Consider the following 26,699-nt stretch of genomic DNA (forward strand, 5'->3'; position numbering starts at 1 on the left):
CAATATTACCTTTCGATAAACTGTCCGCATGAATAGCTCTCAAAGATTACACCAGCTTCTGTCACAGCGAATATTATTTCTGGATGGCGCCATGGGCACCATGATACAGAGCTACAAGCTGGAGGAAAAGGACTATCGCGGCGAGCGTTTTGCCGATTGGCCGGTCGATTTGAAAGGCAACAACGACCTGTTGTCGATTACCCAGCCCGATGTGATTCGCGCTATTCACAAGGCTTATCTGGACGCCGGCACCGACATTCTGGAAACCAACACCTTCAACTCCACCAAGGTGGCGATGGCCGATTACCGGATGGAGGAATTGGCTTACGAGATCAACGTCGCCTCGGCCCGAGTCGCTAGACAAGCGGCCGATGCAGCGACCGCTGTGACTCCGGACAAACCGCGTTTCGTGGCTGGAGTACTAGGGCCTACCAACCGCACCTCGTCGATGTCGCCCGACGTTAATGATCCCGGTTTCAGAAACATCAGCTTCGATGAATTGGTTGACGCATACAGCGAAGCCACACGCGGTCTGATTGACGGCGGTGCCGATATTATTTTGATCGAAACCGTATTTGATACCCTGAACGCCAAGGCGGCGATATTTGCCGTGGAATCGGTGTTCGATCAACTCGGCTACAAGCTGCCAGTGATGATTTCCGGCACCATTACCGATGCCTCCGGCCGCACGCTGTCGGGCCAGACCGCCGCCGCGTTTTGGACTTCGTTGAAGCACGTCAAGCCGATTTCTATCGGCTTCAACTGTGCCTTGGGCGCTCAGGAACTGCGCCAGTACATCGAAGAATTGTCCAACATTGCCGACACCTACGTCTCGGCCCACCCCAACGCCGGCCTGCCCAACGAATTCGGCGAATACGACGAAACTCCGGAAATGATGGCCGCCGAGCTGGCCGACTGGGCCGCCAGCGGTTATTTGAACATCATCGGCGGTTGCTGCGGCACCTCGCCCGACACGATACGCGCCATTGTCGCCGCATTGAGTAAATATCCGCCGCGCAAGATTCCCGAGCTGGAAAAACGTTGCCATCTGGCCGGCCTGGAAGCGATGAGCATCGGGCCCGAGACCTTGTTCGTCAACGTCGGCGAACGCACCAACGTCACCGGCTCTGCGGTTTTCAAGAAAATGATTGTCGAAGAGCGTTACGAGGACGCGCTGGAAGTCGCGCGCCAGCAGGTCGAAAACGGCGCCCAGATCATCGACATTAACATGGACGAGGGCATGCTGGACTCGAAAGCGGCGATGGTGCGCTTTTTGAATCTGCTGGCCGCCGAACCGGACATCGCCAAAGTGCCGGTGATGCTGGACTCGTCGAAATGGGAGATTTTGGAAGCCGGCCTGAAATGCATCCAGGGCAAGGGCATCGTCAACTCGATTTCGATCAAGGAAGGCGAAGCCAAATTCATCGAACAAGCCAAGCTGGTGCGGCGCTACGGCGCGGCGGTGATCGTCATGGCCTTCGACGAAGTCGGCCAGGCGGATACCATGGCGCGTAAAATCGAAATCTGCTCCCGCGCCTATAAGATTTTGACCGAGCAGGTCGGTTTTCCGCCGGAAGACATCATCTTCGACCCCAACATTTTCGCGGTTGCCACCGGCATTGAGGAACACAACAATTACGGCGTCGATTTCATCGAAGCCACCCGCGCCATCAAGCAAAATCTGCCGCACGCCTTGATTTCCGGCGGCGTCTCCAACGTGTCGTTCTCGTTCCGCGGCAACAACCCGGTGCGGGAGGCGATTCACGCGGTATTTTTGTACCACGCCGTGCAGGCCGGCATGGACATGGGTATCGTCAACGCCGGCCAGTTGGCGATCTACGAAGACATTCCCAGGGAATTGCGCGATGCGGTCGAGGACGTGATCCTCAATCGCACGCCGGAAGGCACCGAAAAATTGCTGGAAATCGCCGAAAAATACCGCGGCAGCGGCCAAGCGGCCAAGCAGGAAACGTTGGAATGGCGCGAATGGCCGGTCAACAAGCGTTTGGAGCATGCGCTGGTCAAAGGCATCGCCGATTACATCGAAGAAGACACCGAAGCCGCGCGATTGGAGGCGGAAAAACCGCTGCACGTGATCGAAGGTCCGCTGATGGACGGTATGAACGTGGTCGGCGATTTGTTCGGCGAGGGCAAGATGTTCCTGCCGCAAGTGGTCAAATCGGCGCGGGTCATGAAAAAAGCCGTGGCCTATCTGATGCCGTTCATGGACGCCGACAAAGACGGCGCCGCCCGCGAAACCAACGGCAAGGTGCTGATGGCTACCGTTAAGGGTGACGTGCACGACATCGGCAAAAACATCGTCACCGTGGTGTTGCAGTGCAACAACTACGAGGTGATCGACATGGGCGTGATGGTGCCGGCGGAAAATATCTTGAAAACCGCCCGCGAGGAAAAGGTCGACGTGATCGGCTTGAGCGGCTTGATCACGCCGTCGCTGGACGAAATGGTGCACGTCGCCAAGGAAATGCAACGCCAGGGCTTCGAAATACCGTTGCTGATTGGCGGCGCCACCACCTCGCGCGCCCACACCGCCGTCAAGATCGAACCGAATTACCAGCACCCGACCGTCTACGTCACCGATGCCTCGCGCGCGGTCGGCGTGGTCGGCTCGCTGTTGAGCCAGGATTTAAACGCCGATTTCGTTGCTAAAACCCGCGAGGAATATGCCTTGGTCCGCGAGCGCCATAAAGGCAGGCAAGCCAAGAATCCGCAACATCCGCTGGAAGCCGCCCGGCGCAACCGTTTCGACCACGCCGGCCACCAGCCGGTGAAACCTAAGTTCCTTGGCACCAAGGCCATCGACGACCTCCCGCTGGCAACGTTGGTGCCATACATCGACTGGACGCCGTTCTTCCTGACCTGGGAATTGTCCGGCCGTTATCCGGCTATCTTGACCGATGCGGTCGTGGGCACGGAAGCCAGCAAGTTGTTTCAAGACGCGCAGGACATGCTGCAACGCATCGTCAGCGAAAACTGGCTGACTGCCAAAGCCGTGATCGGCTTCTTCCCGGCGAACAGCGATGGCGACGACATCATCGTTTACAACGACGACAGCCGCACCGAGCCGCTCGAAGTGCTGCACCACCTACGCCAGCAGAACGTCAAAGCGCCGGGCCGGCCGAATTATTGCCTGTCCGACTTCATCGCGCCGGTCGGCAGCGGCATAGCCGATTACATCGGCGGTTTCGCGGTGACGGCAGGCATCGGTATCGAAACCAAGCTGGCCGAATTCGAACAAGACCACGACGATTACAGCGCCATCATGCTGAAGGCGCTGGCGGACCGTTTGGCCGAAGCCTTCGCCGAGTACATGCACTTGGCGGTGCGTAAGGATTATTGGGGCTATGCCGAGGATGAAAGCCACGACAACGAGGCGCTGATCGAAGAAGCCTATCGTGGCATCCGTCCGGCGCCCGGTTATCCGGCCTGCCCGGACCACACCGAAAAAGCCAAGTTGTTCGAATTGCTGAACGTCACCGCGACGACCTCGATCGCCCTGACCGAAAACTTTGCGATGTATCCGGCGGCGGCGGTCAGCGGCTGGTATTTCTCGCATCCGGAGTCGCAATATTTCAATGTCGGCAAGATCGACCGCGACCAGTTGGAAGACTATGCCCGGCGCAAAGGCATCAAACTGGAAGTGGCTGAGCGCTGGCTGGCGGCACATTTGAACCACTAACGGCTTACCGGCCCGTACGCTTAGATCAGGCAGGCACAGATGGCGGATTTTATCTTGTACGGCACGGAAGGCTGCCATTTATGCGAAGAAGCCGAACAGATTGTCCGGCTGGCCGGCCTCGTCTTCGACAAGCAGGACATTATCGAAGACGAGGCCTTACAACAACGTTACGGCGTAAAAATACCGGTGTTGGCGCACCGCGACGGCGGGCTGGAACTGCACTGGCCGTTCGGCCCGGAACAGGTACTCTGGCTTGCCGCCCAAGTCCGGGCCTGATCTCGGTCGCGATTCGTCAAAGCTTGGCGAAAATCAAATCCCAGACGCCGTGGCCCAAACCCAAGCCGCGATTCTCGAATTTGGTTAACGGCCGATAAGCCGGGCGCGGGCAAAAATCCCCGCTCGGGCTGGTATTTCGCAATCCGGCGCCTGCCGACAAAATCGCCAGCATGTCCTTGGCGTAATGCTCCCAATCGGTCGCAGCATGAAAATAACCGCCGACCGCCAATTTCTTATTCAGCAAGTCGACAAAACTGGGGCGGACGATGCGGCGTTTATGGTGGCGGCGTTTTTGCCACGGGTCCGGAAAAAACAAATGGATGCCGGCCAGACTGTGGTCGGCAATTTTGCGCTCCAATATCTCGATCGCGTCGTGGTGGTAGATGCGAACGTTGTTTATGCCCTGCTGTTCCAGCAACATCATCAGATGGCCGACGCCGGGCCGGTGAACTTCGATACCTAAATAATTCAAATGCGGATTGGCTGCCGCCATCGCCGCTAGGCTGTCGCCGTTGCCGAAACCGATCTCGACGATCAACGGCGCTTGCCGGCCGAAGGCTTGCACCGGATCGAAGGCCTGCTCCGGTACCAGGCAGTATTTCTGCCAATGGTGCTCCAGCGCGAACTTCTGGCCGGCGGTGGCGCGGCCTTGGCGGCGGATAAAGCTGCGGATTTTGGAAGGGTCGATGCGTTGCGGTTCGGTCATTGGGTCAGAAGGTAAAAGCGGAACGAATGCGGTCAGGCCAAGGCGCCATCCACCGAGTCAGGCCGAAGCGTAAGCGGCTGCCGGGGCGGAGCGAGGCGGCGGTTAGCCGCCAAGATCGACTTTCGACATCGCGATGGCGCTTTCCATGACAATTTTAAGCGCAATGCACGGGTCGATCACGGATTTTCCGCTATGGATGGCCTCTTGTATCGCCAAACCGAACAGAATCGGCCAATGCGCCGGGTGCGGGCATAGCATGCGTATGGTCGGCAGCAGGTTGGGCCACAGGGCTTTTAAATAATTTAAAGGCCGATCGGCCGGAGATTTTCGTAACGGTAAGCGCAGCCTGCCGAATTCGCCGCTGCCCAAGGTATTCGCACTATGGCTGAACATGGCCTTGAGGTCCGGCAAAGCTTGGCAGCCAGATTTTTGCGCCGCCGCCGCGGCCAGTCCCCATACCGAATATTGCGATTCCGCCAGCGGCGAGTTGACCGCGTCACCGTAAAAATACTGGTTACCGTCCGCATCTTCGATCTGAACCAAACCGGCATCTTCGGCCAGCCCTAGCGCCAGATTCCGTTGTCTGACGCTGGCCTGGCAGGCATAGCCCGCCAACGCTCCCAATGCACACAACAGCGATTCGGCATGCACGCCTTTATCGTTTTGCATTGCCGCGGTCAGGCGATGGTATACCTCCTGAGCGGCAATCTTGGCGCCGGCAAGCGGATCCTCTTTGCTGCGTTCGCGAATTGCGGCCACTAGCGATTCGACGGCCGGCGGCGTGGTCTTGGCGTGTTGGGCGCGGCGCCGCTCGAGTTGCACGAGAAATTCGGCGAACTCGCCTTCCAGCGCGAACCAATCGGAGCTGACGCGGGATTCGCCGAAAGCCGAAACCACGACGGCCACGCTATGGCCGGACAATTTGAGCACGCGGATTTGTTTGATTGCCGAGTAAGGCATGCCGATAAACGCTAAAGCCAGAGTAGCTTTGGGCAACAACGCCTCTTCCGCCCGCAGTTCTATGAAATTCTGTTTGGCCAGCGCTCGGGCAACAATCCATAGCGGCAAAATAGCCAATAAACCGCTGGCGGCCGCCAACCAAACCAATAAGCCGGCATACTTCGCAAAAACGCCGCAACCGGCGAGATAAGCCAAGCCGCCGGGCGGGGCCATCGCCAAAAACAGCAGCCACGCCGCAAAGCGGGCGGGTAACCGATAGCGGTAGCGGATTATGTCGGCCATGGCCTTACCGGTAATATTTGGCTGAAAGTCGGTTTCATTAGTATCAACCCTCCGCAACGCGAGTCTGGCCGAGGCCGTCTTGCCGCTAACTCTCGAGTTATGCTGCCCGATTGCGGCATTTTCAACGCCGCGAGTGTGGATCGCCGAAAACCGATCGGGGCGGACTAATCCGGCGTATGCATCGATCGGGCTATTGGCAAACCTGCACCTCGAACACAGTGCCCTTGATGGCCACGACCTTGACTTTTGTTCCCAGCGGCGTGTCGGGGCCGTGGACCTTCCAGATCGTGTCGTCGACCTTGATTTTGCCCTGGCCGTTTTCGATCGGCGCGATCAGATTGAAAGTACGGCCGATGTATTGGGCGCCACGCCGGTTCAGCAATGGGTGGTCGCTGACTTCCGGGGTGCGGGTGCGGGCGTATTTGCGCCAGGCCAGCACCGACGACACCGCCAGTAACGAAAACAGCAAGATCTGGACGTTGAACGTGGTGGTTTCGATCAGCAACACCACCGCGCCGACGATAAAGGCCGAAACCGCCAGCCACAGGAAGAAGAAGCCGCTGGCCAGGATTTCCAACGCCAGAAAGCCGACCGCCAGCACCCACCAATACCAAAACACGATGCCTTGTTCCAACATGTTCAGCCCTTCTTCTGCAATGCTTCTTTGGCCAGCTCGCCGATGCCGCCCAACGCCCCGATGACGCTGGAGGCTTCCAGCGGAATCATGATTAATTTGCTGTTATCGGCAGAGGCGATCGCTTTGACCGATTCGATATATTTTTGCGCGACGAAATAGTTGATGGCCTGGACGTCGCCCTTGGAGATGGCCTCGGAGACCATTAGCGTGGCGCGGGCTTCGGCTTCGGCCAGCCGTTCGCGGGCCTCGGCTTCGCGAAACGCGGCTTCCTTGCGGCCTTCCGCTTCCAGAATCGCGCTTTGTTTCAAGCCTTCGGCTTTCAAAATTTCCGCCTGGCGCAAGCCTTCGGCTTCCAGAATCTGGGCGCGTTTTTCCCGCTCGGCCTTCATCTGCCGCGCCATCGAGTCAACCAAGTCCTTGGGCGGCGCAATGTCCTTGATTTCGATACGGGTGACTTTAATGCCCCACGGCGAGGTGGCATCGTCGACAACGGTTAGTAAGCGGGCGTTGATTTCGTCGCGGCGCGACAACAATTCGTCCAGATCCATCGAGCCCATTACGGTGCGGATGTTGGTCATCACCAGATTGATGATCGCCACGTCCAGATAATTGACCTCGTAGGCGGCTTTGGCGGCATCCAGGATTTGGTAGAACACCACGCCATCGACCCGCACCATCGCGTTGTCCTTGGTAATCACTTCCTGGGACGGCACGTCCAGCACCTGTTCCATCATGTTCAGCTTGCGGCCGATATTCTCAACTATGGGCATGATGAAATCCAAGCCAGGAGTGAGTGTTCGGGTATATTTGCCAAAACGTTCGACGGTATACTCCATCCCTTGAGGTACCGATTGCACACACTTGTAAACCATCAATATTGCAAATACCAACGACACAATTCCCAATAACTCAAAGCCGCCCATAGCGCCCCCTTAAGGTGATGATTAATTTTGTATATTGCCAAGGCCTGGTAGGCTAATAATAATGTATGTCTTATCAACTTGCTGGAAACAGGACCCGGTTACATGAATACCTTGATCTACTACAGTTTTAACGTAATGATTCTTGCCGTCGTAATTTTGATCGTCGGGATGGTCAAACCCAAGTGGATACTGTTGTGGATGGATAAACCGGGGCGCCTGCCGATCGTTGCCATTGCCGGCGCGATCTTTATGGCTGCCGCGGTGATGTTCGGCGAGGGCAACAAGCAAATACAAGCCGAAAAATCGAAACAAGTCCAAGCGCAACCCCAGCAAAACGCCAAGGAAGAAGTACCGGATCTGCACTAAGCTCTGGCTCAAACCCGCAAACTGCCGATCAGCGTTTTCAAGACGCGCAAGTCTCCGGCTTCGGCGCTGGGTTCGTAGCGCAGCCGAATAAATACCGCGACGATCCGTTCGATGGTGTCGGCCAAATCCGGCCTTACCGCCTTGGCGCGTTGCGCCAACGTTTGCGGACCGTCGCCGGGGCCGAAATCGACGCCGGCCTTGCGCAGTTTGCCGCAAAATTGGCGGTAGGCCTGCAACACCGGATCGCGCCGGCGCCGGTTGGGCCGCAACAAACGCCAGGCCAGTAAGCCGCTGAACCCGCCCACGCTGAGCAACAGCCAATAACCGAGCTTGACGAAATCGTCGATTCCTAAGTTTTGCAACAAGGCCTTTTGGTTATCGGTATCGTAATTGATGACCCAGCGCTGCCATTGGTAATCGACGTTCTGCCATAGCTGTTGGCTGCGTTGCAGCCAGGTCAAGGTCTTGGCGTCGAACTGGATCGGGCTGAAATTGGCGGCGCCGCTGGCGATCTGCAAATCGACGTTGACTCCTTGCTCGATGCGTTCCGGCGCAATCGCGGCGGTCGGGTCAAAACGCACCCAGCCCTTCCCGTCCAACCAGACTTCGGCCCAGGCATGGGCGTCGGCTTGGCGAATTTCCAGAAAACCGCCCACTGTGTTGAAGCGGCCGCCTTGGTAACCGCCGACCACACGCGCCGGAATTTCGGCGGCTCGCAGCAGATAAACGAAAGCCGTGGCGTAATGGCTGCAAAAACCGGCGCGGCGTTCGAACAGAAAAGTTTCGACCTGGCGCTCCGGCATCGGCTCCGGATTCAAGGTGTAGCGAAAATTCTCGCGGTGGAAGTGCTGCAACAGATTAGCGATCAACGCCTCGGGCGATGCCTCCGCACCGCGTAACTGGGCGATCAGACTGCGAATCCGTTCGGAAGGTTTGCCGGGCAATTGCAGGCTTTCCCGCCGCTCCGCCGGGTTGATGCCGCCGGTATTGTAGGACGGCACCGAAGAAATTCGATATTCGGCGCGGTCGCCGGGATTTTTATTCGTGGTTAATTGGTACAACTCGTTGCGGCGCAAGCCGGCGGGGAATGCGCTGGGCAGTTCCAACGCAAACACCCAATTTTGTTTTTGTGGCTCCATCATCAGCGTGTAATCGTAAGCCTTGCCGTCGAATACCGGTTGGTCGGGGTTGGCCGCTCGGAACAAGGCCGGTGCTGCCTTCCACGCCGAACCGTCGAAAAGGGTGTAAACCGGGCCGCGCCAATAGCGCTGGCCCGGCGGCGGCAGATCCCCGTCGAACTTGACCCGAAATACCAATTCCGCCGACAAGCTCAATTCGGCAATCGAACCGGGTTCCAGCGTATCGCTCAAGCCGCTTTTGGCCTGATTGTCGGCATCCAGCCAACTCCAGCGCGGCGCTTCCAGCCTGGGGAACAGCACAAACAACACAGCCGTGATCGGCAGGGCTTGCACGATCAGTGTCGCGGCGGTTTTCAGGGCCGGAACGGTTTGCGGCGAAACGCTGTTTTGAGTGACCAGCGTCGCTAACAGCACGGTGCAGACCAGCAGGATGTAAAGCGCCATCAAGATGCTTTCTTCGTACAAAAACTGCGTCGCCGCGACAAGGAAGGCCAGATAAACGATGACGTAGACGTCGCGTTTGCCGTGAATTTCGAGTAATTTCAGCCCCAAGGCCACGACAAACAAGCCGGTACCGGCATCGCGGCCGAACACGCCGCGATGTTGGCTGTAGGCCAAGCCGATACCGGCCAGCGTCAACGCAAACAATCCCAACCGGTTCGGCAACCAGGCCGGCCGGCTAATCGCCAGCAGCCGCCACAGCCACATCAGGCCGAAAAAGCCTATCAGCAGCGGCGGCATATGCCAGGCGTGCGGCAATGTGATCAAGCCTATCGAACCCGACATGAACCATAACAGCCGCGGCGAAGGCTGGCCGTTCACGTTCAAAACAGCGCCAGGGCTTGCAGGCATTGGCGGTAATGGGCGGCCCCGGTGTCCGGCGGCACGCGCAGATTGGGCAGAACCAGGCCGTAACGCAATCCGGCCTTTTCCGCATCGACGATCCAGCGGCAGAGTTGGCTCAGGCGTTCCTCGCTGTTGTGTCCCGGCGCCTGTTGATAATCCAGCCACAATTCGCTCGATCCGGCGCCGGCATATTGCTTGCTGAACACGCCCTGGCCTTTGGCGAAGGTCTTCCAATGGATTTGCCGGATCGCATCGCCGCGTTGGTAGGGGCGCAAGCCGTAAAATTCGTCGCCCTGGCGCCGGCTCAGTCCCTGGGCGACTTGGCCGTCGCCGCTTTCCGGAAACGGCAGTTGCCGCTTGGCCGGTTTGGGGTAGACCAGCAACGGGTTGTCGAAACGCAGCGGCGCCCAGGCTCTAAACAGCCCCAGCGGGTACAAGCTGGAAACGGTCAGAGTCTGCGGTTGCAGCCAGCCGCGCCGCGCCGTCGTCTGGTAGAGCGTAGCGGTTCGGGTTTCGGCCGGCGCCAAACCGATGGCCAGCTCGCTCTGCAGTGCCAAGTGCACCGCATAACGGCTGTGGCGGCCGGGATTGCCGATTTGAAAATTAAAGGCGCCGGCTTGGCCGGCAAACACGGCGGGTTGACGGCCGGCTCTGACGGTCAAGCCGGCCAGGGATTTGAAGCTGTGCAAAATCGCGACGAAAAAGATGCTGGCCAATAAAAATCCCAACAAATAGGCCAGATTGTTGCTGTAGACGAAGCCGACCAGTAGCAGCAACACGATCAATAGCACGAAGGCTAAGCCGCGCTGGGTCGGCAAGATAAATATCCGGCGGTGTCCCAGCGAGATCGGAGCGGAGGTCGGCGCCTCGCCCCGGAAAAAGCGCGACAGCCGAAAGCGGTCCGCCAACGATAGCGGTGCCGAGCTCAATGGACCGGTACTTGCGCCAATATCGGCGCGACAATGCCGACCGAGTCGCTGGAGCCGGCATTCAAACGGTGGCCGGCCACGGCGGGTAATACCGCCTGCAGGTCTTCCGGCAACACCGCCTGGCGTTTGCCGACGAAGGCCCAGGCCTTGGCCGCCGCCAGCAAACCCAGTCCGGCGCGCGGCGACAGGCCGTTGACGAAATCCGGCGATTGTCGGGTATAGGCCAGAATCGCCTGCAGATAATCCAGCAAAGCGGGCGAGGCATAAACGCCGGCCGCGGCCTGTTGCAGTTCGACCAGTTGCGTCGGACTCAAGGCCTCCGCCAGACCGTTGATCAACAGGTGGCGGGGTTGGCCGGCCAACAACTCGCGTTCGGCCTGGCGGCTGGGGTAACCCAGTTCTATCCGCATCAGAAAGCGATCCACTTGCGATTCCGGCAGCGGAAAAGTACCGATTTGGTTCGCCGGATTTTGGGTGGCGATGACGAAAAACGGTTGCGGCAACGGATAGGTTTGGCCCTCGACGGTGACCTGGCGTTCTTCCATCGCTTCCAGCAACGCACTCTGCGCCTTGGGCGTGGCGCGGTTGATTTCGTCGGCCAGGATCATTTGCTTGAAGATCGGCCCGGGGTGGAAGCTGAATTGTTGCTTATGCGTGTCGAACACCGTCGAGCCGACGATGTCGGCCGGCAGGATGTCGCTGGTGAATTGGATGCGTTGGTATTCCAAGCCGAACAAGCGCGCCAAGGTATGGGACAGCGTGGTTTTGCCGACGCCGGGAATGTCTTCGATCAGCAAATGGCCCTTGGCCAGCAGGCAACAGACCGCCAGTTGAATTTGCCGTTCCTTGCCGAGAATGATTTGGTTGGCGGCGGCGATTAGCCGGTCGAGTGCAAGGTCCATCGTGCGAAATACCGTTAAGAAGCGATGGACCGAGTATAGACCAGCTTGGTTGCGCCGGCATCCGCTTCGTTGTATAAACCCGGAAGGGCCGGCGCCGGCCGGACTAAAGCCACGCTGCCTCGCTGCGGAGATAGAAATGAAAGAATATCAAGACGTTCGCGACCAATTGCTGAACATGCTGGAAGATCTCGACGACCGGCTCGGCAAGATCACCGCCGATGTAAAACACATCGACCACCCGCTGGACAAGGATTTCTCGGAACAAGCGGTCGAAACCGAAAACGACCAAGTACTGGACGCCCTGGGCAACGCCGCCCGCGACGAAGTCGAAAAAATCAAGCAGGCCATTTTCAGAATCGATGCCGGCACTTACGGAGTGTGCGCCACTTGCGGCGAGCCGATACGCAAGGAGCGGCTGGCGGCGTTGCCGTTCGCCAACCAATGCCTGCGCTGCGCGGAACGCAGCCAAGGCCGCTAATAGCGGTTTATGCGCGCGGCAGCCCGGGCAATGCCTGGCTCAGCGCGGTAACCAGCCGATAGCCCTGTCGGCGAGCCGATCCGCGGCGAAATTTACGCGGCCGCTTCGGAAAATCCGAACCACTCGTCCAGAATCTGGTGCACGTCGTCGACTCCGACCTTGTTCAAAGCCGAAAATAACTGCAGGGTCACGACAATATCGGCCCGGCTCAATTCCCGTTGCACTTGCAATAACGTGGTTTTAGCGGCGCCGAAATTAAGTTTGTCGGCCTTGGTCAATAGAATGTGCAGCGGCAATTTGCGGTGCTCGCACCATTCGACCATCTGCCAATCGAAATCGGTCAACGGGTGGCGGATATCCATAACCAACACGATGCCGCACAAAGCCTGGCGCTGGTTCAGATAGGTCTCCATCATTTTTTGCCATTCCAGCTTCATCGCCTCCGGAACCTTGGCATAGCCGTAGCCGGGCAAGTCCACCAGTTTGCGCTCCGGATCGATTTCGAAGAAATTCAGCAATTGCGTACGTCCCGGCGTCTTGCTGACGCGGGCCAAGGCGTTTTGCCTGACCAGCGTATTGATTGCGCTGGATTTGCCGGTATTGGAGCGGCCGGCGAACGCAATTTCCTTACCCTGGTCCGGCGGCGCATCCTTCAGTTTGGGGGCGCTGTTGATGAACTTGGCCTGGTGGTAGATCGGATTCATCCAGTCTCGCTTACAGTGATTAAATCGGTTAGAATCCGGCCATTATAGCGCTTGGCGGCTGATGCCAACGCGCTTTATGTCGATCAACTTTTCCTGAACAGGGGCCCATAATGACAAGAAAATTGCTGACTGTTTCCATCTGCCTGGCGTTGGCATCCGCTAGCGGTTACGTCCATGCCCAAGGCAATGCCAGCGCCGGCAAAGCCAAAGCGGCCAGTTGCGCGGGCTGCCACGGTGAAGACGGTAACAGTACGATGCCGAGCTTTCCGAAGTTGGCCGGCCAGCACCAGGGTTATCTGGCCAAGCAATTGCAAGCGTTCAAAAACGGTACCCGTAATTCGCCGATGATGGCGCCGCTGGCCGCCGGCCTGGACGACCAGGCCATACAGGAAATCGCAGCTTACTATGCCGGCAACAAGATTTCGGCTAATCCGGCGCCGACGCTGCCGGCCGGCGATGACGACGACGCACCGGCCAAAACCGAGGAACAGAAAAAGGCCGAGCTGGCGGCGTTGATTGCCCAGGGCAGCGACTTGTACCGCAACGGCAACTTGAGCCGCGAAGTTTCGGCTTGCGTCGCCTGCCACGGCCCATACGCCGAGGGTAACAAGCCGGCCTCATTCCCGTCGCTACATTCGCAACATGCCGACTATCTGATCAAAACCTTGACCGATTTTAAGACCGGCGCGCGCAGCAACAATCGCGAAAACATGATGCATATGATCGCCACCAAAATGACCGACGAGGATATCAAAGCCGTTTCTTACTACATCTCGACGATGAAGTAAGCGCCTAGCCTCTTCTCTATTCGCCCGCCGGCGGTCTTGTCGAGGCCGGGCGATTTGATGTAAAACGCCGGATTGCTCGTTATCTGCCATTGCCGTCCTGGCGCTGCGGTTTTCCGGCCAGCCAAAGCCGATTGGCGAGCGGCTTTTCGGAACTTGCCAGCGTATTTCGGTTCGGACGTATTTTTATCGGGATTACTTTTTACGGAGAACTTTGATGTTAAAAATTATTGCGTTGTTGGGGTTAATGGGATTATCCACATTGGCCAATGCGGAAGGCGGCTACGATCCGATCTCGCCGGCGCAACCGGTGCAGAATCCGGACAAAGTCGAAGTTATCGAATTTTTTTGGTACGGCTGCCCGCATTGCTACAGCCTGGAACCGGCCATGGCCGAATGGCTGAAAACCAAGCCGGCCAACGTCGAGTTCATCCGCCAACCGGCGGTATTCAGCGATCTGTGGGGCAAGCACGCCAAAGCCTATTACACCGCGGAAGCCTTGGGCGTGCTGGATAAGGTCCACGCCGATCTGTTCGACGCGATCCAGAACAAAAAACAAAAACTGACCGACGAAAACGACTTGGCGAAATTTTTTGTCGAACACGGCGTGAAAGACGAAGATTTCCGCGCGGCATACAACTCGTTCCTGGTCGACGCCAAATTGCGCCAGGCCGAATCGATAGGGCCGCGCTACGGTATTACTGGTGTGCCTTCGCTGGTGGTCAACGGCAAGTACAAAGTGACTGCGCAATCGGCCAAATCGCAGGCCAACATGCTGAATGTGGTCAATCAGTTAATCGCGCAGGAAAGCCCCAAGAAATAATGCCCCCATTCCCCCGCGCATTTCACGGGGACGTGGGCGCTCGCGCCGCAATCGTAGGCTTCGCAATCTCGACGATAGTCTATAATTTGACCGGTAAAAGTTTCGATATTGAGGCGTAATTCATGGTTTTTTTTAAGAACAAGGAAGAAGGGCCGGAAAAGTGGAAGGAGAAATATCTCCGGCTGTTGGATGACCAGGAACAAAGCGAAAAACAGTTCAAAGCCAACGAAGAATTACTTTGCAAGACCATCGTCCGTTTCGCATTGGCGGTGAAAGGCCTTAACCGGCAACTGGACCCGCATTTGAATCGGATCCGCAGTCTGCTGAAAGGCGGCCTGCAGAGCCAACAACTGCAGAAAGAACTGACCGCGTTTTCCGCCGCGCTGGCGAAACTGGAAGACTCGTCCGAGACCAGTCTGGCCGACGCCGCACTGCTATTCGAATTTCTGGGTAAGCGATACCCGCTGCTGCAAGACCAACTGGACCAAATCCGCGACAACTACGAAAGCCGCAAGTTTGCCAACAACCAAGGTTTGTTCCTGGCGCTGCTGGAACTGATCGAAGCCGACAGCAAACCGCAACCGCCGCTTGCGGTAGGCGTCGGGCTTGCACCCGGCGACATCGACGTCAACGCTATCCATATCCAACTGATTCGGTTGCTCGACAACGCCGAGATTCCGCTGTTTTTTGCCGAGGACGCCGAGCAGTTAAAACAACGGATCCAAAGCGAACAGCAACCGTTGAGCCGGGTGTTCGACGACACCATCAGTTTGCTGCTGTCGATCAAAAAACACCTGGAAGCCGAACAGCGCGAGATGGCGATGTTCCTGGCCGCATTGACCGAACAGTTGACCGAGCTCGGCATCAAAGCCACCGGCGTCAACTCAGCCGCCGAAAATAGCTTGAAAAAGCGCAACCTGCTGGACCGTTCGGTCTCCGAGCAAATCCAGGAATTGAAGGAAAAAACCGAAAACGCCACTCAATTGGAACCGCTCAAGCAAGTCGTCAGCAGCCGGCTCAGCGCGATCAGCGAACAAATCCAGGAGCATAACAGTCGAGAACAAAAGGAGCGCGACCGGGTCCGGCAGGAAATGCAAGCCTTGGCCGCCAAGCTGAGGGATATGGAATCCGAATCCGGCGAATTGCGCTCGCGGCTCGATGCCGCACAGCAGCGGGCAACCCGCGACCCGTTGACCGGTTTGCCGAACCGTTTAGCCCTCGAAGACCGGCTCGCCGACGAAATTGCGCGTTGCAAGCGCTACCAATCGGCTTTGACCATGATCGTTTGGGATGTGGATTTGTTCAAGGCCATCAACGACAATTACGGGCACAAATCCGGCGACAAAGCCTTGGTAATCATCGGCAAATTATTGTCCGAACATTGCCGGCAGACTGACTTCGTCTCCCGTTTCGGCGGCGAAGAATTCGTGATGCTGTTACCGGACACCGACGCCGTAGCCGGTTTACAGGTCGCGGAGAAATTGCGCGGCACGGTGCAAAACTGCAGTTTCAACGCCAACGGCAACAAGGTAAATATCACACTGTCCTGCGGCTTAAGCCAATACCGCAACGGCGATACTACCGAGTCGTTGTTCGAGCGTGCCGACGCCGGCTTATACAAGGCCAAGCAATCCGGACGGAATTGCTGCATCGTGGTTTAAGCGCCAGCACGATGGCTACCCATTCCCCTTATTCGGCTCCGGTCGATATCGAAAAATTCCTGTACAAGCTGGTGATTCAGCTTTTGATTTTCAGCCAAGGCAGCCACAAGCTGTTGGAGCCGCATTTGGTGACGATAGGCGCCAAATTGCGTAGTGGCGCCAACTTGCATGACTTGCTGCAGGAATTACAGTCGGTATCGAAAACGTTGTTGCAGATATCCAAGCAAACCAAGGAAGATTCCGGAGCCGACAGCGGTGCCGCCTCCGGCCAGGCCCAGCCCGATTATGTAATGCAGCGCCTCGAAGAACTATTGACCGCAGCCGAGGTTCCGCTACGTTTCGAGCAACAGACCTCTATGCTCAGGCAGCGCATCCGCGCCAGACAAACCGGACAAGCGTATAAACGGGTGATCGACTCGGCAATCGAGTTGTTGTTGAACATCAAAGATTACGGTGCCTCCGAAAAACAAGACCTCGACTTGTTTCTGGCCGACTTGACCGGCCAACTCAGCGAAATAGAGCAACACGCCGAAAGTGCGGGCGAGTCCAACATGTTGTCGATCGACAATCGGCATGCGCTGAGCCACGAGATTTCCCGCCAGGTCGGCGATTTCAAGGATTCCACGCAATCGGCGGCGGAACTGGCCGAATTGAAAACTCAGACCAGCGAGCACCTCGATCGCCTGCTGGAGCAGTTGCTCGAACACAAGCAAATGGAGGACGAGCGCCAACTCGAAGCGCAACAGAAAATCGAGATGATGACGCAAAAGCTGCAGGCCTTGGAAACCGAGACCGAAACCTTGCGCACCAAGCTGAAAATAGAACACGACAAGGCTTTGTGCGATTCGCTGACCGGCTTACCCAACCGCTTGGCCTACAACAACCGGGTGGAAATGGAAGCCAACCGCTGGAAACGCTACCGGGCGCCGCTGGCTTTGGTGATTTGGGATATCGACCATTTCAAGCAGATTAACGACAACTACGGCCATAAAGCCGGCGACAAAACCCTGGCGTTGGTCGGCCAATTATTGTCCAGCAATTGCCGGGAAACCGATTTCGTGGCGCGTTACGGCGGAGAAGAGTTTGTCATGCTGATGCCGAGCACTACGGAAGAGCAAGCCCTGGAAGTGGCGGATACCATCCGCGACATCATCCAGCACTCCGGATTCCACTCCAACGGCGAAGACATTGATTTGACGTTGAGCTGCGGCGTCAGCGGATTCAAAGAAGGCGATCAGCACGACGACGTATTCGTCCGAGCCGACCAAGCTCTGTACCGGTCAAAACAACTCGGGCGTAACCGTTGCACTTTATTCGCCGACGATCTCCGCTAGGATGCGGAAACCGCCGCCTGCATTATCTAACGCAATTGCAGGGCGGCGAATCGAAGTTAATTGAAGAAGAAAGGGTAGCGGGCCGAACGGTATGGCCGGGCGGCGGCCAGGCAACGATCGAACACCGTGATAGCCTGGTCGCAGGAAATCACGGCTTGCTGGCTGTCCAGGATGTAGTGCGCCAAATTCAGAATGCATTTCCAATGGCGGCGGTCGTCGATAAAACGAAAAGCCTCAGCCAGCAATTCCTGCATTTTTTTCTCGCGTTCGACGCGGCAGGAAATGAAGTGCTCCAAATAGCATGAGGCTTTTTCCAGGTCGCTGTATCCGCCGTAGTTGTGCAAGGCATTGAAATTGATCAGATTCAGGTTGAAGACCTCGTCGTCGCGGATCGCCACATATTTGGCTTCGGCCAACGGCCCGGCCAAAAGATTCACCACGTCCGCTTCGTAAGCCCGTTGGCAACTGTGTTGCGGATGGTCGGCAAACGCCGAAAAACTTTCGACTACGGCGATCGGTAAATTCTGGATCAGATTGCCGTCCACGACTTTGGCGAAAAACTGGTCTTTGTCATCGTCGGGCCGTTGGACGTGGATTTCGAAAAACACCGGCGGCAATTGCTTTTGCCGGTTGCTGAGGTAAATGGCCGCTGCGTGGCCGGCCTCGTGAAAGGCAGTACGTAAGTCCAGTTCGGCTGGATGCACGAATGTAGACGTAGAAGACTGGTAGTTTCTTTCCATATTGACGACCTCATCCAAAAAAAGATGCGGCGCTAAGGCCGCATTGAGGAAGGATATTAAAACTCTTTACCCTTTAGGAGAGGGAGCGCATACATAAGAGTTGCGTGTAGTTTACTGGCGGGCTCGGAATTTGAGAATGTGACAAATTGCCGCGCGGCAAACTGTCGCTCGATGCCGGAACTGCCGAAAAGCCTTAGCCGAGGCTACCGTTCCGGCGCGCGCAGTATCTAGCGTTAAACCTTAGCGTTCTGCGTTTTGCCGGTCCAAAACGGCAGCGATAGCAGCGCAAGATAAATCAGCCATGTGGTCAATTGCCCGTTTTTCAGCGTATAACTCAGCGCAACCGGCACACCTTCGGCAATGCCGGGGTGGGCCTGGATGAAATCCCTTCCCACCATAAACGCCAAGCTCTCGCCGACCACCATGCCGACTATTGCGAAACTCAATAAATAGGCGGCTACGCGGTCGCGTTTACAACTCAATTCCCAACCGATTAAGCCGTCGAAGGCCGCAAAGCGGTCGGCCGATTGCCCAGGGCTGAGCCACCGGCATGCCGATAGCGCGACTATGCCAAAAACCGGAATCGAAAACTGTTCGATCGGGAAGCTCAAATAGCGGCCATTGACCGCCAAACCATAAGTTTTGTACAACGCCAGGCCGATAAAAATCAGATATGCGGTGCGCAGCGCCTTTGCCAGCTCCAGCGTCCCCGGTCGTTCGGCCAGGATTTGCTGCGCCCGGCCGAGCAACAACCCGGCTAAAGCCGCATTGGCCAATACGATTAATAGGGTATATAACCTTTGCCAATCGCTGTAACTGGTGTACCAAAGAAAATCGGCCAGAGTGACCAGGCTGGCGCTAAAAGTCTGGGTCATCGCCAGCACCAGCAATAACCTCGGCCAGGGCAGGGCCTGCAAAGTTTTAAAATAAGCGCCGACAACCGTTAAACCGAGCAATATGGCTGCCGCCAAGCGCCACGGCCAGTTCGGCGTTTCCAGCACCGGCCCGGTCAATGGGAATACCGGCTTGCGGTCAGCCGAGAACAAGCCCCAGTTGGCGCCGACCACGCCTTCCAGTTCGCTTTTCCAAGGTTGGTTGAAGGCTTCGACGATGTTGTAATCGAAATTGTGGCGTTTAGCGACCTGGATCATGCCGCGGATGAACTTGGCTTCGTTGACTACGCTCGGTACTGCCAGCCCGCGCTGGCGCCCGGCGCTGGGCCAACCGGACTCGCCGATCAAAATCGGCTTGCCGGGGGCGATTCCACGCGCTTCGTCTTCCACTTGCTTGACGATTTTTTCCAAATGTTGCGTCGCATTTTCCACCGAGATCGGCTCGTCCTCCCAATAAGGCAGGATATGGATGGTGATGAAGTCGACCTCGTTGATCAGTTGCGGATGCTTCATGTACATCGACCAGACATCGGCATAGGACACCGGCTGCTTGACCGCCTGCTTCACGGCGCGGATGTAGCCGATCAAACGGTCGACGTCCATTTCGCCGCGCAACAAGACTTCGTTACCGACAATGACCCGTTTCACGACATCCGGATTCGCATTCGCCGATTTAATCAACGCCTCCATTTCCCGCTGGTTGTCCAGATAAATCGCATCGATCCAGCAGCCTTGGATCATCTGCAAGCCGTATTTTCGCGCCAATTCCGGCGTGGATTGCATTCCGCCCAAGCTGGAGTAAGTGCGAATGGTTTGGGTCTTGTCCGCCAGCAGGCGCAAGTCTTCGTCGACATGCTCGGCCAACGGAAATTTTTCCAGCAACGGGCTGAATCCTTCGCGGAAAGGCGCGAAAGACAGGCTCATCAGTTTGCCGGCGGGAACGTCGGTGCCCGCATCCTGCGGCCGGTTACTGAGCCAGGCGTAGCCGCCGTGAACTGATAAAATAAGGAGCAAACAAAGCAGGAGTCGGAGGCTGGGCATAGTGTCGCGTGCTGAATTAACGGGCAAAAATGTTGTCCGACGATTAGCAAAAAGCGCCGGTTATGGAATTATAAGGCATAGCTGCTGTGGCCGATTGTAACCTTTTGCCGGCTGGCGAACCGAGCCGCCTCGACGGCAAAATTGTTAAATAATTTCTGTACTTTACCCATGGGTTCTGGTTACAGTATCGCGCTTTTTCTGATGTCCGGATGCCCTGTCGAGCCATCCGCTAATTTGTCTGTTTTATGAGGTTTTGTATGCATAAAAAGGTTATCCCCATGCTGTGTGGCGCCATGTTGCTGTCCGGTTCGCAGTGGGTTTTGGCGGCGGCGGACAAGCTACCGGCAAGCACGAACGTCAAATTGGGGGCGGCGGAAGAATTTTGTTCTGAATTTACCGATCCGAAGTGGCGCGAAGCGCAAGTGATAGACGGCGTGGAAATTCAGGAATCGCGGATGTGCAATCCGGACAACCCCGCCGAAATTGCCGCGTTCGTTAAGGGTACCAACAATATCTCGATGGCGACGCTGATGGAAACCCAATTGGCGGCCGATGCGATTACCGTCGGTAACGACATGGACGGCGACGGCGACCCCGACCATTACATCATCAAACTGGAAATTGCCGAGCTGAACGGCCATTCTCCCGACATGAAGGAACCGACCACGACCTTCGACATCGCTCCCGGCATCCAGCCCACCTTCTGGGTCTACGCGCCCAAAACCCGCGATATGTCGACTCTGAGCTTGTACGAACCGGTGGCTAACCCGCTGTTGCGGGCGCCGTCGCCGGTGATTCGCGTCGAACAGGGCGACATCGTCTGGATCGTGTTGGAAAACAGCCATTATTTCCCGCATTCGATCCACTTACACGGGATCGACCACCCCTATATGGACCATGGCGGCGAAGGCAACGACGGCGTCGGCCAAACCGGGCAAATGGACGTGATGCCGGGCCAGAGCAAAACCTACGTGATCAAGCCGCGCCAACCGGGCACGATGTATTACCATTGCCACGTACAGCCCCACACCCACATCCCGATGGGCTTGCAGGGCATTTTCATCGTCGAGGAAAACCGGCCCAACAACTGGGTGCAAGTGTTTAACGTCGGTGCCGGCCACGTCCGTCACCCTTCGGTCGCGGTCAAAGAGAAATACGCGGCGGAATACGACTTGCATTACCAATCCGCGGATAAGGAATTGCACGAAATGGTGCGTTCCGCCAATGACCCGCGCATTATCGCCCGGCGCATGAACCAGGAATACGATATCACCGAAGCCAAGCCGGACTACTTCATGCTGAACGGCCGCTCGTTCCCGTATACCTTGCGCGAATCGTTGATCCTGATGGAAGAAAACAAAAAGGTCAAAATCCGCGTGTTGAACGGCCATGAAGAGGAATTTGCATTGCACATCCACGGCCATAAACCGATGGTGACGCATTACGACGGCGTCGATAACGGACCGTCCTCTTATATCAAACGCGATGTGCACGCGATGGTACCGGCACAGCGCTTGGATCTGGAGTTGAGCGGCGTCGACGACGGCTTGAATAGCTTCGGACAAGGCGTCTGGATGTTTCACGACCACGTCGAAAAATCGTTCACGACCAACGGCATCGGCGAAGGCGGCGACATCAGCTTGGTGGTTTACAAAGGTTACATGGACGAGCGCGGCATCCCGAAAGTACACGGCATGAGTCTGGCGCCGTATTTCACCAAGGAATTCTGGCAAGGCAAATATCCGGCTTGGCAGGATTACGACGCCTGGAAAAGTTTAGGTTTGCCGGAAACTTCCAACAAGAAACAGGCCGCTTTCGTACCGCCGCCCGCGCCGGCTAAAGCCGATGGCACTGCACAACCGACTGCCGCGGAACAATCGTCATTCTTCGGCCAGTTGTTTACCGGTCTGGTTCTGGGGGGCCTGGGTTATGCCGGTTTCACCAACCGGCAACGCATCTTGGAACTGTTCGGTAAAAAATAAACCGAACCTGCCACCATAACGCGCCGGTGTCGAGCCAGCCTCGGCACCGGCGTTTGTTTGTCAGCTGATATAGTACTGGCGCATCATGCCCAAATCCTCGTGTTCCAGGTTGTGGCAGTGGTACAAAAATAAGCCTTTATAATCCTGAAACGGCTTGACGATGTTGACTTCCTCGCCCGGCATCACCAATACCGTATCTTTCCAGCCCGAATCGATAAAACCGTCCTTGACCGTCGCATAATCGGCGGCGTCGGTTTTAGCGGCGTTGCGGGACAATATCTGGTATTGCTGGCCGTGCAGATGTATCGGGTGGGCCATGTCCATACTCATGCCGCCCATTCCGCCCATGCCCTGGCCGGCCTCATCGCCGCCGCGGCGCATACCGCCCATCCTGCCCATACCCATGCCTGTAGCGTGTTCGCGACCCGCTCCGCCATGATCGTGAAAGATTCGGATTTTCTTGATCGAGCCGAGGGCGACCTTCTCGTAATCCGTCACTCTATCCATGGAAAACGACAAGCCGTTCAATAGCGGCCGCATATGGCGGATGGACAAGGCAATCGGAATCGGATTGTCCCGGTTGTCGGTGTCAGCTTCGCTCAGGCGCTGAAACGGTACCAACGTTTGCGGCAATTTCGGCGAGTCGCCGACTTTTTCGTTGATGTTGAATACCGCGATCGGAAACTTCGCGCCTTGCGCCAACTGTGCTTGCATCATGTCCATGCCGCCATGCATGCCGGGCAAGGCGCCGGAATAAGCCAAACTGTACAAGGTCAAACGCGAGCCGACGGCTCGGCCACTGAAATCCAGCCATAAATCGACGCGCTCGCCGGGGGCCAGCATGATGTAAGGCCGGGTTTCCGGTTTTGCCAGCAGTGCGGCGTCGGTGCCAATCGCGATCAACGGTGTGCCGTCATCCCAGCCCAATTTGTAGATTCTGGAGTTGGAGCCGTTGACGGCACGAAACCGGTAGGCCCGCGTTTTCACGCTGAACTGGGCTTGCGGCTTGCCGTTGACCAGGATCGTGTCGCCCAGAAAGCCCATCATCCGCTCCGGCATCGCATGCAAATACTGCAATTGGCTGCGGCCGTCGAAGCGCCGGTCCTGGATCACCAAGGGCAGGTCGTATTCGCCGCGCGGCAAATCCAGCTTGGCTTCGTCGGCGTCGTTGACCACGATCAAGCCGGCCAGGCCGCGGTAAACCTGTTCGGCAGTCAAATCGTGGGCATGCGAATGGTAAAAACTGGTGCCGGCCCGGTTCAGCACTTCGAATTCGTACACGTATTGCTCGCCGGGCTGAATCGTGTACATCGGATGGCCGTCGCTGTGCTGCGGTACATGCAAGCCGTGCCAATGGATGATGGACGGTTCGTGCAAGCGGTTATTGAAAAATATCCTAACCTTTTGGCCTTTTTCTAAGGTCAATATCGGCCCGAGATAATTGTCCGGCAATGCCCGCAACGTATTCGCCGGCCCCTTCAGTAGCTTAGCGCTGTAGCTCTGTACCCGGGTTGCCGGCCCGCCGCCGATTATGGTTGCTTGCGACGCTTGCGCGGCAAATTCGATTTCGACATCGGCAATAAATCCCGGCGAGGCCTTGCGCAGCAGACTGCCGCCGGTCGCCGCCGACATCGCCGGCATGGCGGCGAAAGCCGCCCCAGCCGCTGAAATTTGCAAAAACTTCCGCCTACTGTAGTTGGTTCGATGCGTCATTTTCCCCTCCCCCTGTATTAGCCCTATGAAAAAGCTCATTGTTATTGGGTTTGAACATACTCCAAATTCCAGTGCCCAACAACTTGCAGTTACCGGTCGCGGCCGGCCCCAGCCAAGCCGATCACAATCCGGATTTGGGTGTTAGAATGCTCGGCGATCGATACGCAAACGCCCAACCGAGCCGATTTCAACCCGGCCGGGGCAATGGCGGCCAATCGGAAACCCAAGCAAAGAGGACATTATGCGTAACTGGAAACTGTTGCCGGCGCTGATGGCGGCAACCCTGGTAGTAGCTGCTGTTTTGTACGTGGCGTTCTACTTCGTGTTTCTCGATTTTTTCGTCGACTTGTGGTGGTTCCGCTCGTTGGAGTTTGAAACCTACTTTTGGTTGAAACTGCTCTACCGTTTTATCTTTTCCGGTGCGGTAACCACCTTCTTCTTCGCGATCTTTCTGTTCCATTTCTGGATCGCCTCCCGTTACCTGGGCTTGAACCCTCCAGAAGACATTTTGATGGACGACGGCAAACGCCGCCGTTTCCAGCGTTTTGCCGACGTCTTCATGACCGGCTCGGCCAAGGTCTACACACCGGTTTCGCTGGTTTTGGCCATCGTTATCGCGATTCCGTTTTATTTGCAATGGGAACAAGCGCTACTGTTCTTCTTCGGCGAAGCCGCCGGTATCACCGATCCGGTGTACGGCAACGACGTCAGCTTCTACATGTTTTCCTATCCGATTTACATGCTGATTCAAAAGGAATTGCTGACTACGGCTTCGCTGGTGCTGTTAGCGACCGGCGTGTTGTATTGGCTGGAACACGTATTCGTTCCCAACCAAAGCAAGGAGTTTCCGGTTGGCGCCAAAATCCACCTGGCGGTTCTGTTCGGCTTTGTCGTGCTGTTCGTGATCTGGGGATTCCTGCTGGACCGGTTTTCGCTGCTGTACTCCGATCAAAACGAGCCGGTGTTTTTCGGCCCGGGATTTGTCGAACTGCATTACCAATTGCCGTTGATTTGGTTGGAAATATTTTTCATTGCCGCGATCGCGGTCTCGATCGTGTTTTACGCATTTTCGGAGCGGCACCGCAGTAAAGCGCCGACCATCGTTGCCGTGCTGGGTTATCTGGCGGCCTGGGGACTGAGCGGCTCGCATACCATTCCGGAAATGATCGAGAAGTTTATCGTCAAGCCTAATTTCACCCGTACCGAAGGCGATTCGATGTTGCACAACATCGATGCGACGATGGCAGCCTACGACCTGAACAACATTAAAGTCGTCGATTTCAAAGTCAATCTCGACGCGACCAAAGACATCGAAGCCTGGTCCAACGTCAAGCATTTCGAAAACATTCCGGTTTGGGATCGCGAGTTTTTGATCGACAGCTATATGCAATTGCAAGGCTTGCGCTCTTACTACGTGTTTCCTACCGTCGACGAAGACCGCTATTTCATTAACGACCACCACCAGCAAGTCAATCTGGCCGCGCGGGAAGTCAATATCGAGCGTATGCCGAAAGAAGCCCAAAACTGGGAAAACGCCCATCTGCGCTTTACCCACGGTTACGGCGCGGTGGTGTCGCCCGCGGCGCAAGATGCCGGCATTCCTATCGTCTGGTATCTGCGCGATTTGAACATGACCTCCGATGTCGGCTTTTCGGTCAAATATCCGGATATTTACTACGGGCAGGAAAAGTACCGTTATGCGATTGTGCCGAACAAGCTGGCGGTATCCGACATCTCGACGTCGGCGCCGGACGAGGGCAAGGATTACCGTGGCAATACCGGCATTCCGATCCCGTCGTTGTTTAGAAAGATGCTGTTCGCCTTTTATCTGAAAGACGAAAAAATCTTTTTCTCGCCGAATATTTCCAACGACAGCAAATTATTGCTGCGCCGCAATATCGACGAACGCATCAGCGCATTGACCCCGTTCTTGCATCTGGACAAAGACCCTTACCTGGTGATCGACAAGGACCGCTTATACTGGATTCAGGACGCCTACACGCTGTCGAAATACTATCCAGTCTCGAAACCGGCCGCCGACGATTATTTGGACGGCAGCCACGAGTTCAATTACATCCGCAATTCGGTCAAAGTGGTGGTCGACGCTTACGACGGCAGCGTCGACTATTACATGTCGAACCCGGACGACCCCATCATCAAGGCGTATAGCAGGGCCTACCCAGGACTGTTAAAAAACCTGAAGGAGATGCCGGACCACTTGTTGCAACATTTGCGCTACCCGCGCGATTTGTACTTCATGCAAATGAAGATTTACGCCAAGTACCATCAAAACACGCCGGAGCTGTTTTACGAGCAGGCGGAGACTTGGCAATACGCCACGGTCGACGGCCAATCGGTTCTTCCGTACTTCATCACGATGGATTTCAACCGTTGCAACGATACGGAAGAATTCGTCATGATCAATCCGATGACGCCGATCCGCCGCGACAATCTGAGCATGGTCGGTCTGGCCGGCACGTTGGACGAAGTCAACTGCGGCCACGCTTACAAACCGGGCATTACCATTTTCAAGTTTCCTAAGGATGTGCAAGTCAACGGCCCGTCGCAGGTCAACGCTTTGATCGACCAAAATCCGGAAATCGCCGCCCAATTCACGCTATGGAACCAACAGGGCTCCGAAGTCAAAAAAGGGCGGATGGTGATTTTGCCGATGGGCAATTCGATTTTATATGTGCAGCCGATTTACATGCTGGCGACCAAAACCAAAATCCCGGAATTGGCTCGCGTCATCGTTTCTATCGGCAATCAGGTGGTGATGGATAAAACGCTACAGGCCGCGTTCGACCATTTGAAGGCCCAGTTCATCAAAGGCGCTAACGGCCCGACATCGGGCATTTCGGCCACCGAAAGCAAATAAG

General features: G+C 56.5%; 21 protein-coding genes. 10 read left to right on the top strand and 11 right to left on the bottom strand.

Translation table 11 applies throughout. The features are described 5' to 3' along the window. The first annotated feature begins 28 nt into the window (after nt 1-28). Both metH and MKFW12EY_RS01525 read left to right on the top strand, forming a co-directional pair. The gene (gene metH, locus MKFW12EY_RS01520) at nt 29-3,700 is read left to right on the top strand and encodes a methionine synthase (protein ID WP_221053889.1); all 3,672 of its coding nucleotides are present in this window, start codon (nt 29-31) and stop codon (nt 3,698-3,700) included. Nucleotides 3,701-3,739: 39 nt separating this feature from the next. Further along, nucleotides 3,740-3,976 (top strand): glutaredoxin family protein, encoded by a 237-nt coding sequence (locus MKFW12EY_RS01525; RefSeq protein WP_054760466.1) that lies wholly within the window; start codon nt 3,740-3,742, stop codon nt 3,974-3,976. 16 nt (nt 3,977-3,992) lie between these two features. Here MKFW12EY_RS01525 and trmB read toward each other — a convergent pair whose 3' ends face one another. The 4 genes from trmB to MKFW12EY_RS01545 form a co-directional block, all read right to left on the bottom strand. Continuing rightward, entirely contained in the window at nt 3,993-4,682 is a 690-nt protein-coding gene (trmB, locus tag MKFW12EY_RS01530) for a tRNA (guanosine(46)-N7)-methyltransferase TrmB (protein WP_221053890.1), read from the bottom strand. Between the two features lie 102 nt (nt 4,683-4,784). Then, nucleotides 4,785-5,924 (bottom strand): hypothetical protein, encoded by a 1,140-nt coding sequence (locus tag MKFW12EY_RS01535; protein ID WP_221053891.1) that lies wholly within the window; start codon nt 5,922-5,924, stop codon nt 4,785-4,787. A gap of 190 nt (nt 5,925-6,114) precedes the next feature. Next, the gene (locus tag MKFW12EY_RS01540; RefSeq protein ID WP_054760459.1) at nt 6,115-6,561 is read right to left on the bottom strand and encodes an NfeD family protein; all 447 of its coding nucleotides are present in this window, start codon (nt 6,559-6,561) and stop codon (nt 6,115-6,117) included. Between the two features lie 2 nt (nt 6,562-6,563). Then, entirely contained in the window at nt 6,564-7,484 is a 921-nt protein-coding gene (locus MKFW12EY_RS01545) for an SPFH domain-containing protein (RefSeq protein ID WP_054760458.1), read from the bottom strand. Between the two features lie 102 nt (nt 7,485-7,586). Between MKFW12EY_RS01545 and MKFW12EY_RS01550 the strand changes: the two genes are divergently transcribed. Further along, a complete protein-coding gene (locus tag MKFW12EY_RS01550) occupies nt 7,587-7,850 on the top strand; it encodes a hypothetical protein (RefSeq protein ID WP_054760456.1) in 264 nt (87 codons plus the stop codon). An 8-nt stretch (nt 7,851-7,858) separates the two neighbouring features. Here MKFW12EY_RS01550 and MKFW12EY_RS01555 read toward each other — a convergent pair whose 3' ends face one another. The 3 genes from MKFW12EY_RS01555 to MKFW12EY_RS01565 form a co-directional block, all read right to left on the bottom strand. Further along, nucleotides 7,859-9,811, bottom strand: coding sequence for a transglutaminase TgpA family protein (locus MKFW12EY_RS01555; protein ID WP_221054552.1), 1,953 nt, complete (start codon nt 9,809-9,811; stop codon nt 7,859-7,861). A gap of 2 nt (nt 9,812-9,813) precedes the next feature. Next, entirely contained in the window at nt 9,814-10,653 is an 840-nt protein-coding gene (locus tag MKFW12EY_RS01560; protein ID WP_342394027.1) for a DUF58 domain-containing protein, read from the bottom strand. 107 nt (nt 10,654-10,760) lie between these two features. After that, on the bottom strand, nt 10,761-11,666 hold the full coding sequence (locus MKFW12EY_RS01565) for an AAA family ATPase (protein ID WP_054760454.1): 906 nt from the start codon (nt 11,664-11,666) through the stop codon (nt 10,761-10,763). Nucleotides 11,667-11,802: 136 nt separating this feature from the next. Here MKFW12EY_RS01565 and MKFW12EY_RS01570 point away from each other — a divergent pair, with 136 nt between their 5' ends. Beyond that, nucleotides 11,803-12,144 carry a TraR/DksA family transcriptional regulator gene (locus MKFW12EY_RS01570; protein ID WP_054760453.1) on the top strand — a complete coding sequence of 114 codons (342 nt, stop codon included), beginning with the start codon at nt 11,803-11,805 and terminating at the stop codon, nt 12,142-12,144. Between the two features lie 92 nt (nt 12,145-12,236). Here MKFW12EY_RS01570 and yihA read toward each other — a convergent pair whose 3' ends face one another. Then, nucleotides 12,237-12,848 (bottom strand): ribosome biogenesis GTP-binding protein YihA/YsxC, encoded by a 612-nt coding sequence (gene yihA, locus MKFW12EY_RS01575; protein WP_054760452.1) that lies wholly within the window; start codon nt 12,846-12,848, stop codon nt 12,237-12,239. A 110-nt stretch (nt 12,849-12,958) separates the two neighbouring features. Between yihA and MKFW12EY_RS01580 the strand changes: the two genes are divergently transcribed. From MKFW12EY_RS01580 to MKFW12EY_RS01595, 4 genes are all read left to right on the top strand, one after another. Continuing rightward, a complete protein-coding gene (locus MKFW12EY_RS01580; protein ID WP_054760451.1) occupies nt 12,959-13,636 on the top strand; it encodes a c-type cytochrome in 678 nt (225 codons plus the stop codon). A gap of 214 nt (nt 13,637-13,850) precedes the next feature. Next, complete coding sequence (locus tag MKFW12EY_RS01585; RefSeq protein ID WP_054760450.1) at nt 13,851-14,456, top strand: thiol:disulfide interchange protein DsbA/DsbL; 606 nt, start codon at nt 13,851-13,853, stop codon at nt 14,454-14,456. 122 nt (nt 14,457-14,578) lie between these two features. Continuing rightward, nucleotides 14,579-16,117: a GGDEF domain-containing protein gene (locus tag MKFW12EY_RS01590; RefSeq protein ID WP_054760449.1), complete on the top strand. Its 1,539-nt coding sequence runs from the start codon at nt 14,579-14,581 to the stop codon at nt 16,115-16,117. A gap of 11 nt (nt 16,118-16,128) precedes the next feature. After that, complete coding sequence (locus MKFW12EY_RS01595; protein WP_054760482.1) at nt 16,129-17,451, top strand: GGDEF domain-containing protein; 1,323 nt, start codon at nt 16,129-16,131, stop codon at nt 17,449-17,451. Nucleotides 17,452-17,507: 56 nt separating this feature from the next. On the opposite strand, the gene MKFW12EY_RS01600 is transcribed toward MKFW12EY_RS01595, so the two are convergent. Together MKFW12EY_RS01600 and MKFW12EY_RS01605 are read right to left on the bottom strand one after the other, a co-directional pair. After that, complete coding sequence (locus tag MKFW12EY_RS01600; RefSeq protein WP_054760479.1) at nt 17,508-18,191, bottom strand: hypothetical protein; 684 nt, start codon at nt 18,189-18,191, stop codon at nt 17,508-17,510. Between the two features lie 233 nt (nt 18,192-18,424). Beyond that, nucleotides 18,425-20,008, bottom strand: coding sequence for a glycoside hydrolase family 17 protein (locus MKFW12EY_RS01605; RefSeq protein WP_342394028.1), 1,584 nt, complete (start codon nt 20,006-20,008; stop codon nt 18,425-18,427). A 374-nt stretch (nt 20,009-20,382) separates the two neighbouring features. On the opposite strand from MKFW12EY_RS01605, the gene MKFW12EY_RS01610 reads away from it, so the two are divergent. Continuing rightward, nucleotides 20,383-22,107 (top strand): multicopper oxidase domain-containing protein, encoded by a 1,725-nt coding sequence (locus MKFW12EY_RS01610; protein WP_054760448.1) that lies wholly within the window; start codon nt 20,383-20,385, stop codon nt 22,105-22,107. Nucleotides 22,108-22,167: 60 nt separating this feature from the next. On the opposite strand, the gene MKFW12EY_RS01615 is transcribed toward MKFW12EY_RS01610, so the two are convergent. Next, entirely contained in the window at nt 22,168-23,820 is a 1,653-nt protein-coding gene (locus MKFW12EY_RS01615) for a multicopper oxidase family protein (RefSeq protein WP_221053894.1), read from the bottom strand. A gap of 241 nt (nt 23,821-24,061) precedes the next feature. On the opposite strand from MKFW12EY_RS01615, the gene MKFW12EY_RS01620 reads away from it, so the two are divergent. Then, nucleotides 24,062-26,698 carry a UPF0182 family protein gene (locus tag MKFW12EY_RS01620; protein WP_064020226.1) on the top strand — a complete coding sequence of 879 codons (2,637 nt, stop codon included), beginning with the start codon at nt 24,062-24,064 and terminating at the stop codon, nt 26,696-26,698. The last annotated feature ends 1 nt before the right edge of the window (nt 26,699 follow it).

The organism is Methylomonas koyamae (genome assembly GCF_019669905.1).
GTDB lineage: Bacteria > Pseudomonadota > Gammaproteobacteria > Methylococcales > Methylomonadaceae > Methylomonas > Methylomonas koyamae.

Coding starts and splice junctions, on each gene's coding strand:
- trmB (WP_221053890.1), bottom strand. CDS start 4,682: ATGACCGAACCGCAACGCATCGACCCTTCCAAAATCCGCAGCTTTATC.
- MKFW12EY_RS01550 (WP_054760456.1), top strand. CDS start 7,587: ATGAATACCTTGATCTACTACAGTTTTAACGTAATGATTCTTGCCGTC.
- MKFW12EY_RS01580 (WP_054760451.1), top strand. CDS start 12,959: ATGACAAGAAAATTGCTGACTGTTTCCATCTGCCTGGCGTTGGCATCC.
- MKFW12EY_RS01545 (WP_054760458.1), bottom strand. CDS start 7,484: ATGGGCGGCTTTGAGTTATTGGGAATTGTGTCGTTGGTATTTGCAATA.
- MKFW12EY_RS01540 (WP_054760459.1), bottom strand. CDS start 6,561: ATGTTGGAACAAGGCATCGTGTTTTGGTATTGGTGGGTGCTGGCGGTC.
- MKFW12EY_RS01595 (WP_054760482.1), top strand. CDS start 16,129: ATGGCTACCCATTCCCCTTATTCGGCTCCGGTCGATATCGAAAAATTC.
- MKFW12EY_RS01590 (WP_054760449.1), top strand. CDS start 14,579: ATGGTTTTTTTTAAGAACAAGGAAGAAGGGCCGGAAAAGTGGAAGGAG.
- MKFW12EY_RS01600 (WP_054760479.1), bottom strand. CDS start 18,191: ATGGAAAGAAACTACCAGTCTTCTACGTCTACATTCGTGCATCCAGCC.
- metH (WP_221053889.1), top strand. CDS start 29: ATGAATAGCTCTCAAAGATTACACCAGCTTCTGTCACAGCGAATATTA.
- yihA (WP_054760452.1), bottom strand. CDS start 12,848: ATGAATCCGATCTACCACCAGGCCAAGTTCATCAACAGCGCCCCCAAA.
- MKFW12EY_RS01570 (WP_054760453.1), top strand. CDS start 11,803: ATGAAAGAATATCAAGACGTTCGCGACCAATTGCTGAACATGCTGGAA.
- MKFW12EY_RS01610 (WP_054760448.1), top strand. CDS start 20,383: ATGCATAAAAAGGTTATCCCCATGCTGTGTGGCGCCATGTTGCTGTCC.
- MKFW12EY_RS01585 (WP_054760450.1), top strand. CDS start 13,851: ATGTTAAAAATTATTGCGTTGTTGGGGTTAATGGGATTATCCACATTG.
- MKFW12EY_RS01535 (WP_221053891.1), bottom strand. CDS start 5,924: ATGGCCGACATAATCCGCTACCGCTATCGGTTACCCGCCCGCTTTGCG.
- MKFW12EY_RS01605 (WP_342394028.1), bottom strand. CDS start 20,008: ATGAGCCTGTCTTTCGCGCCTTTCCGCGAAGGATTCAGCCCGTTGCTG.
- MKFW12EY_RS01565 (WP_054760454.1), bottom strand. CDS start 11,666: ATGGACCTTGCACTCGACCGGCTAATCGCCGCCGCCAACCAAATCATT.
- MKFW12EY_RS01620 (WP_064020226.1), top strand. CDS start 24,062: ATGCGTAACTGGAAACTGTTGCCGGCGCTGATGGCGGCAACCCTGGTA.
- MKFW12EY_RS01525 (WP_054760466.1), top strand. CDS start 3,740: ATGGCGGATTTTATCTTGTACGGCACGGAAGGCTGCCATTTATGCGAA.
- MKFW12EY_RS01615 (WP_221053894.1), bottom strand. CDS start 23,820: ATGACGCATCGAACCAACTACAGTAGGCGGAAGTTTTTGCAAATTTCA.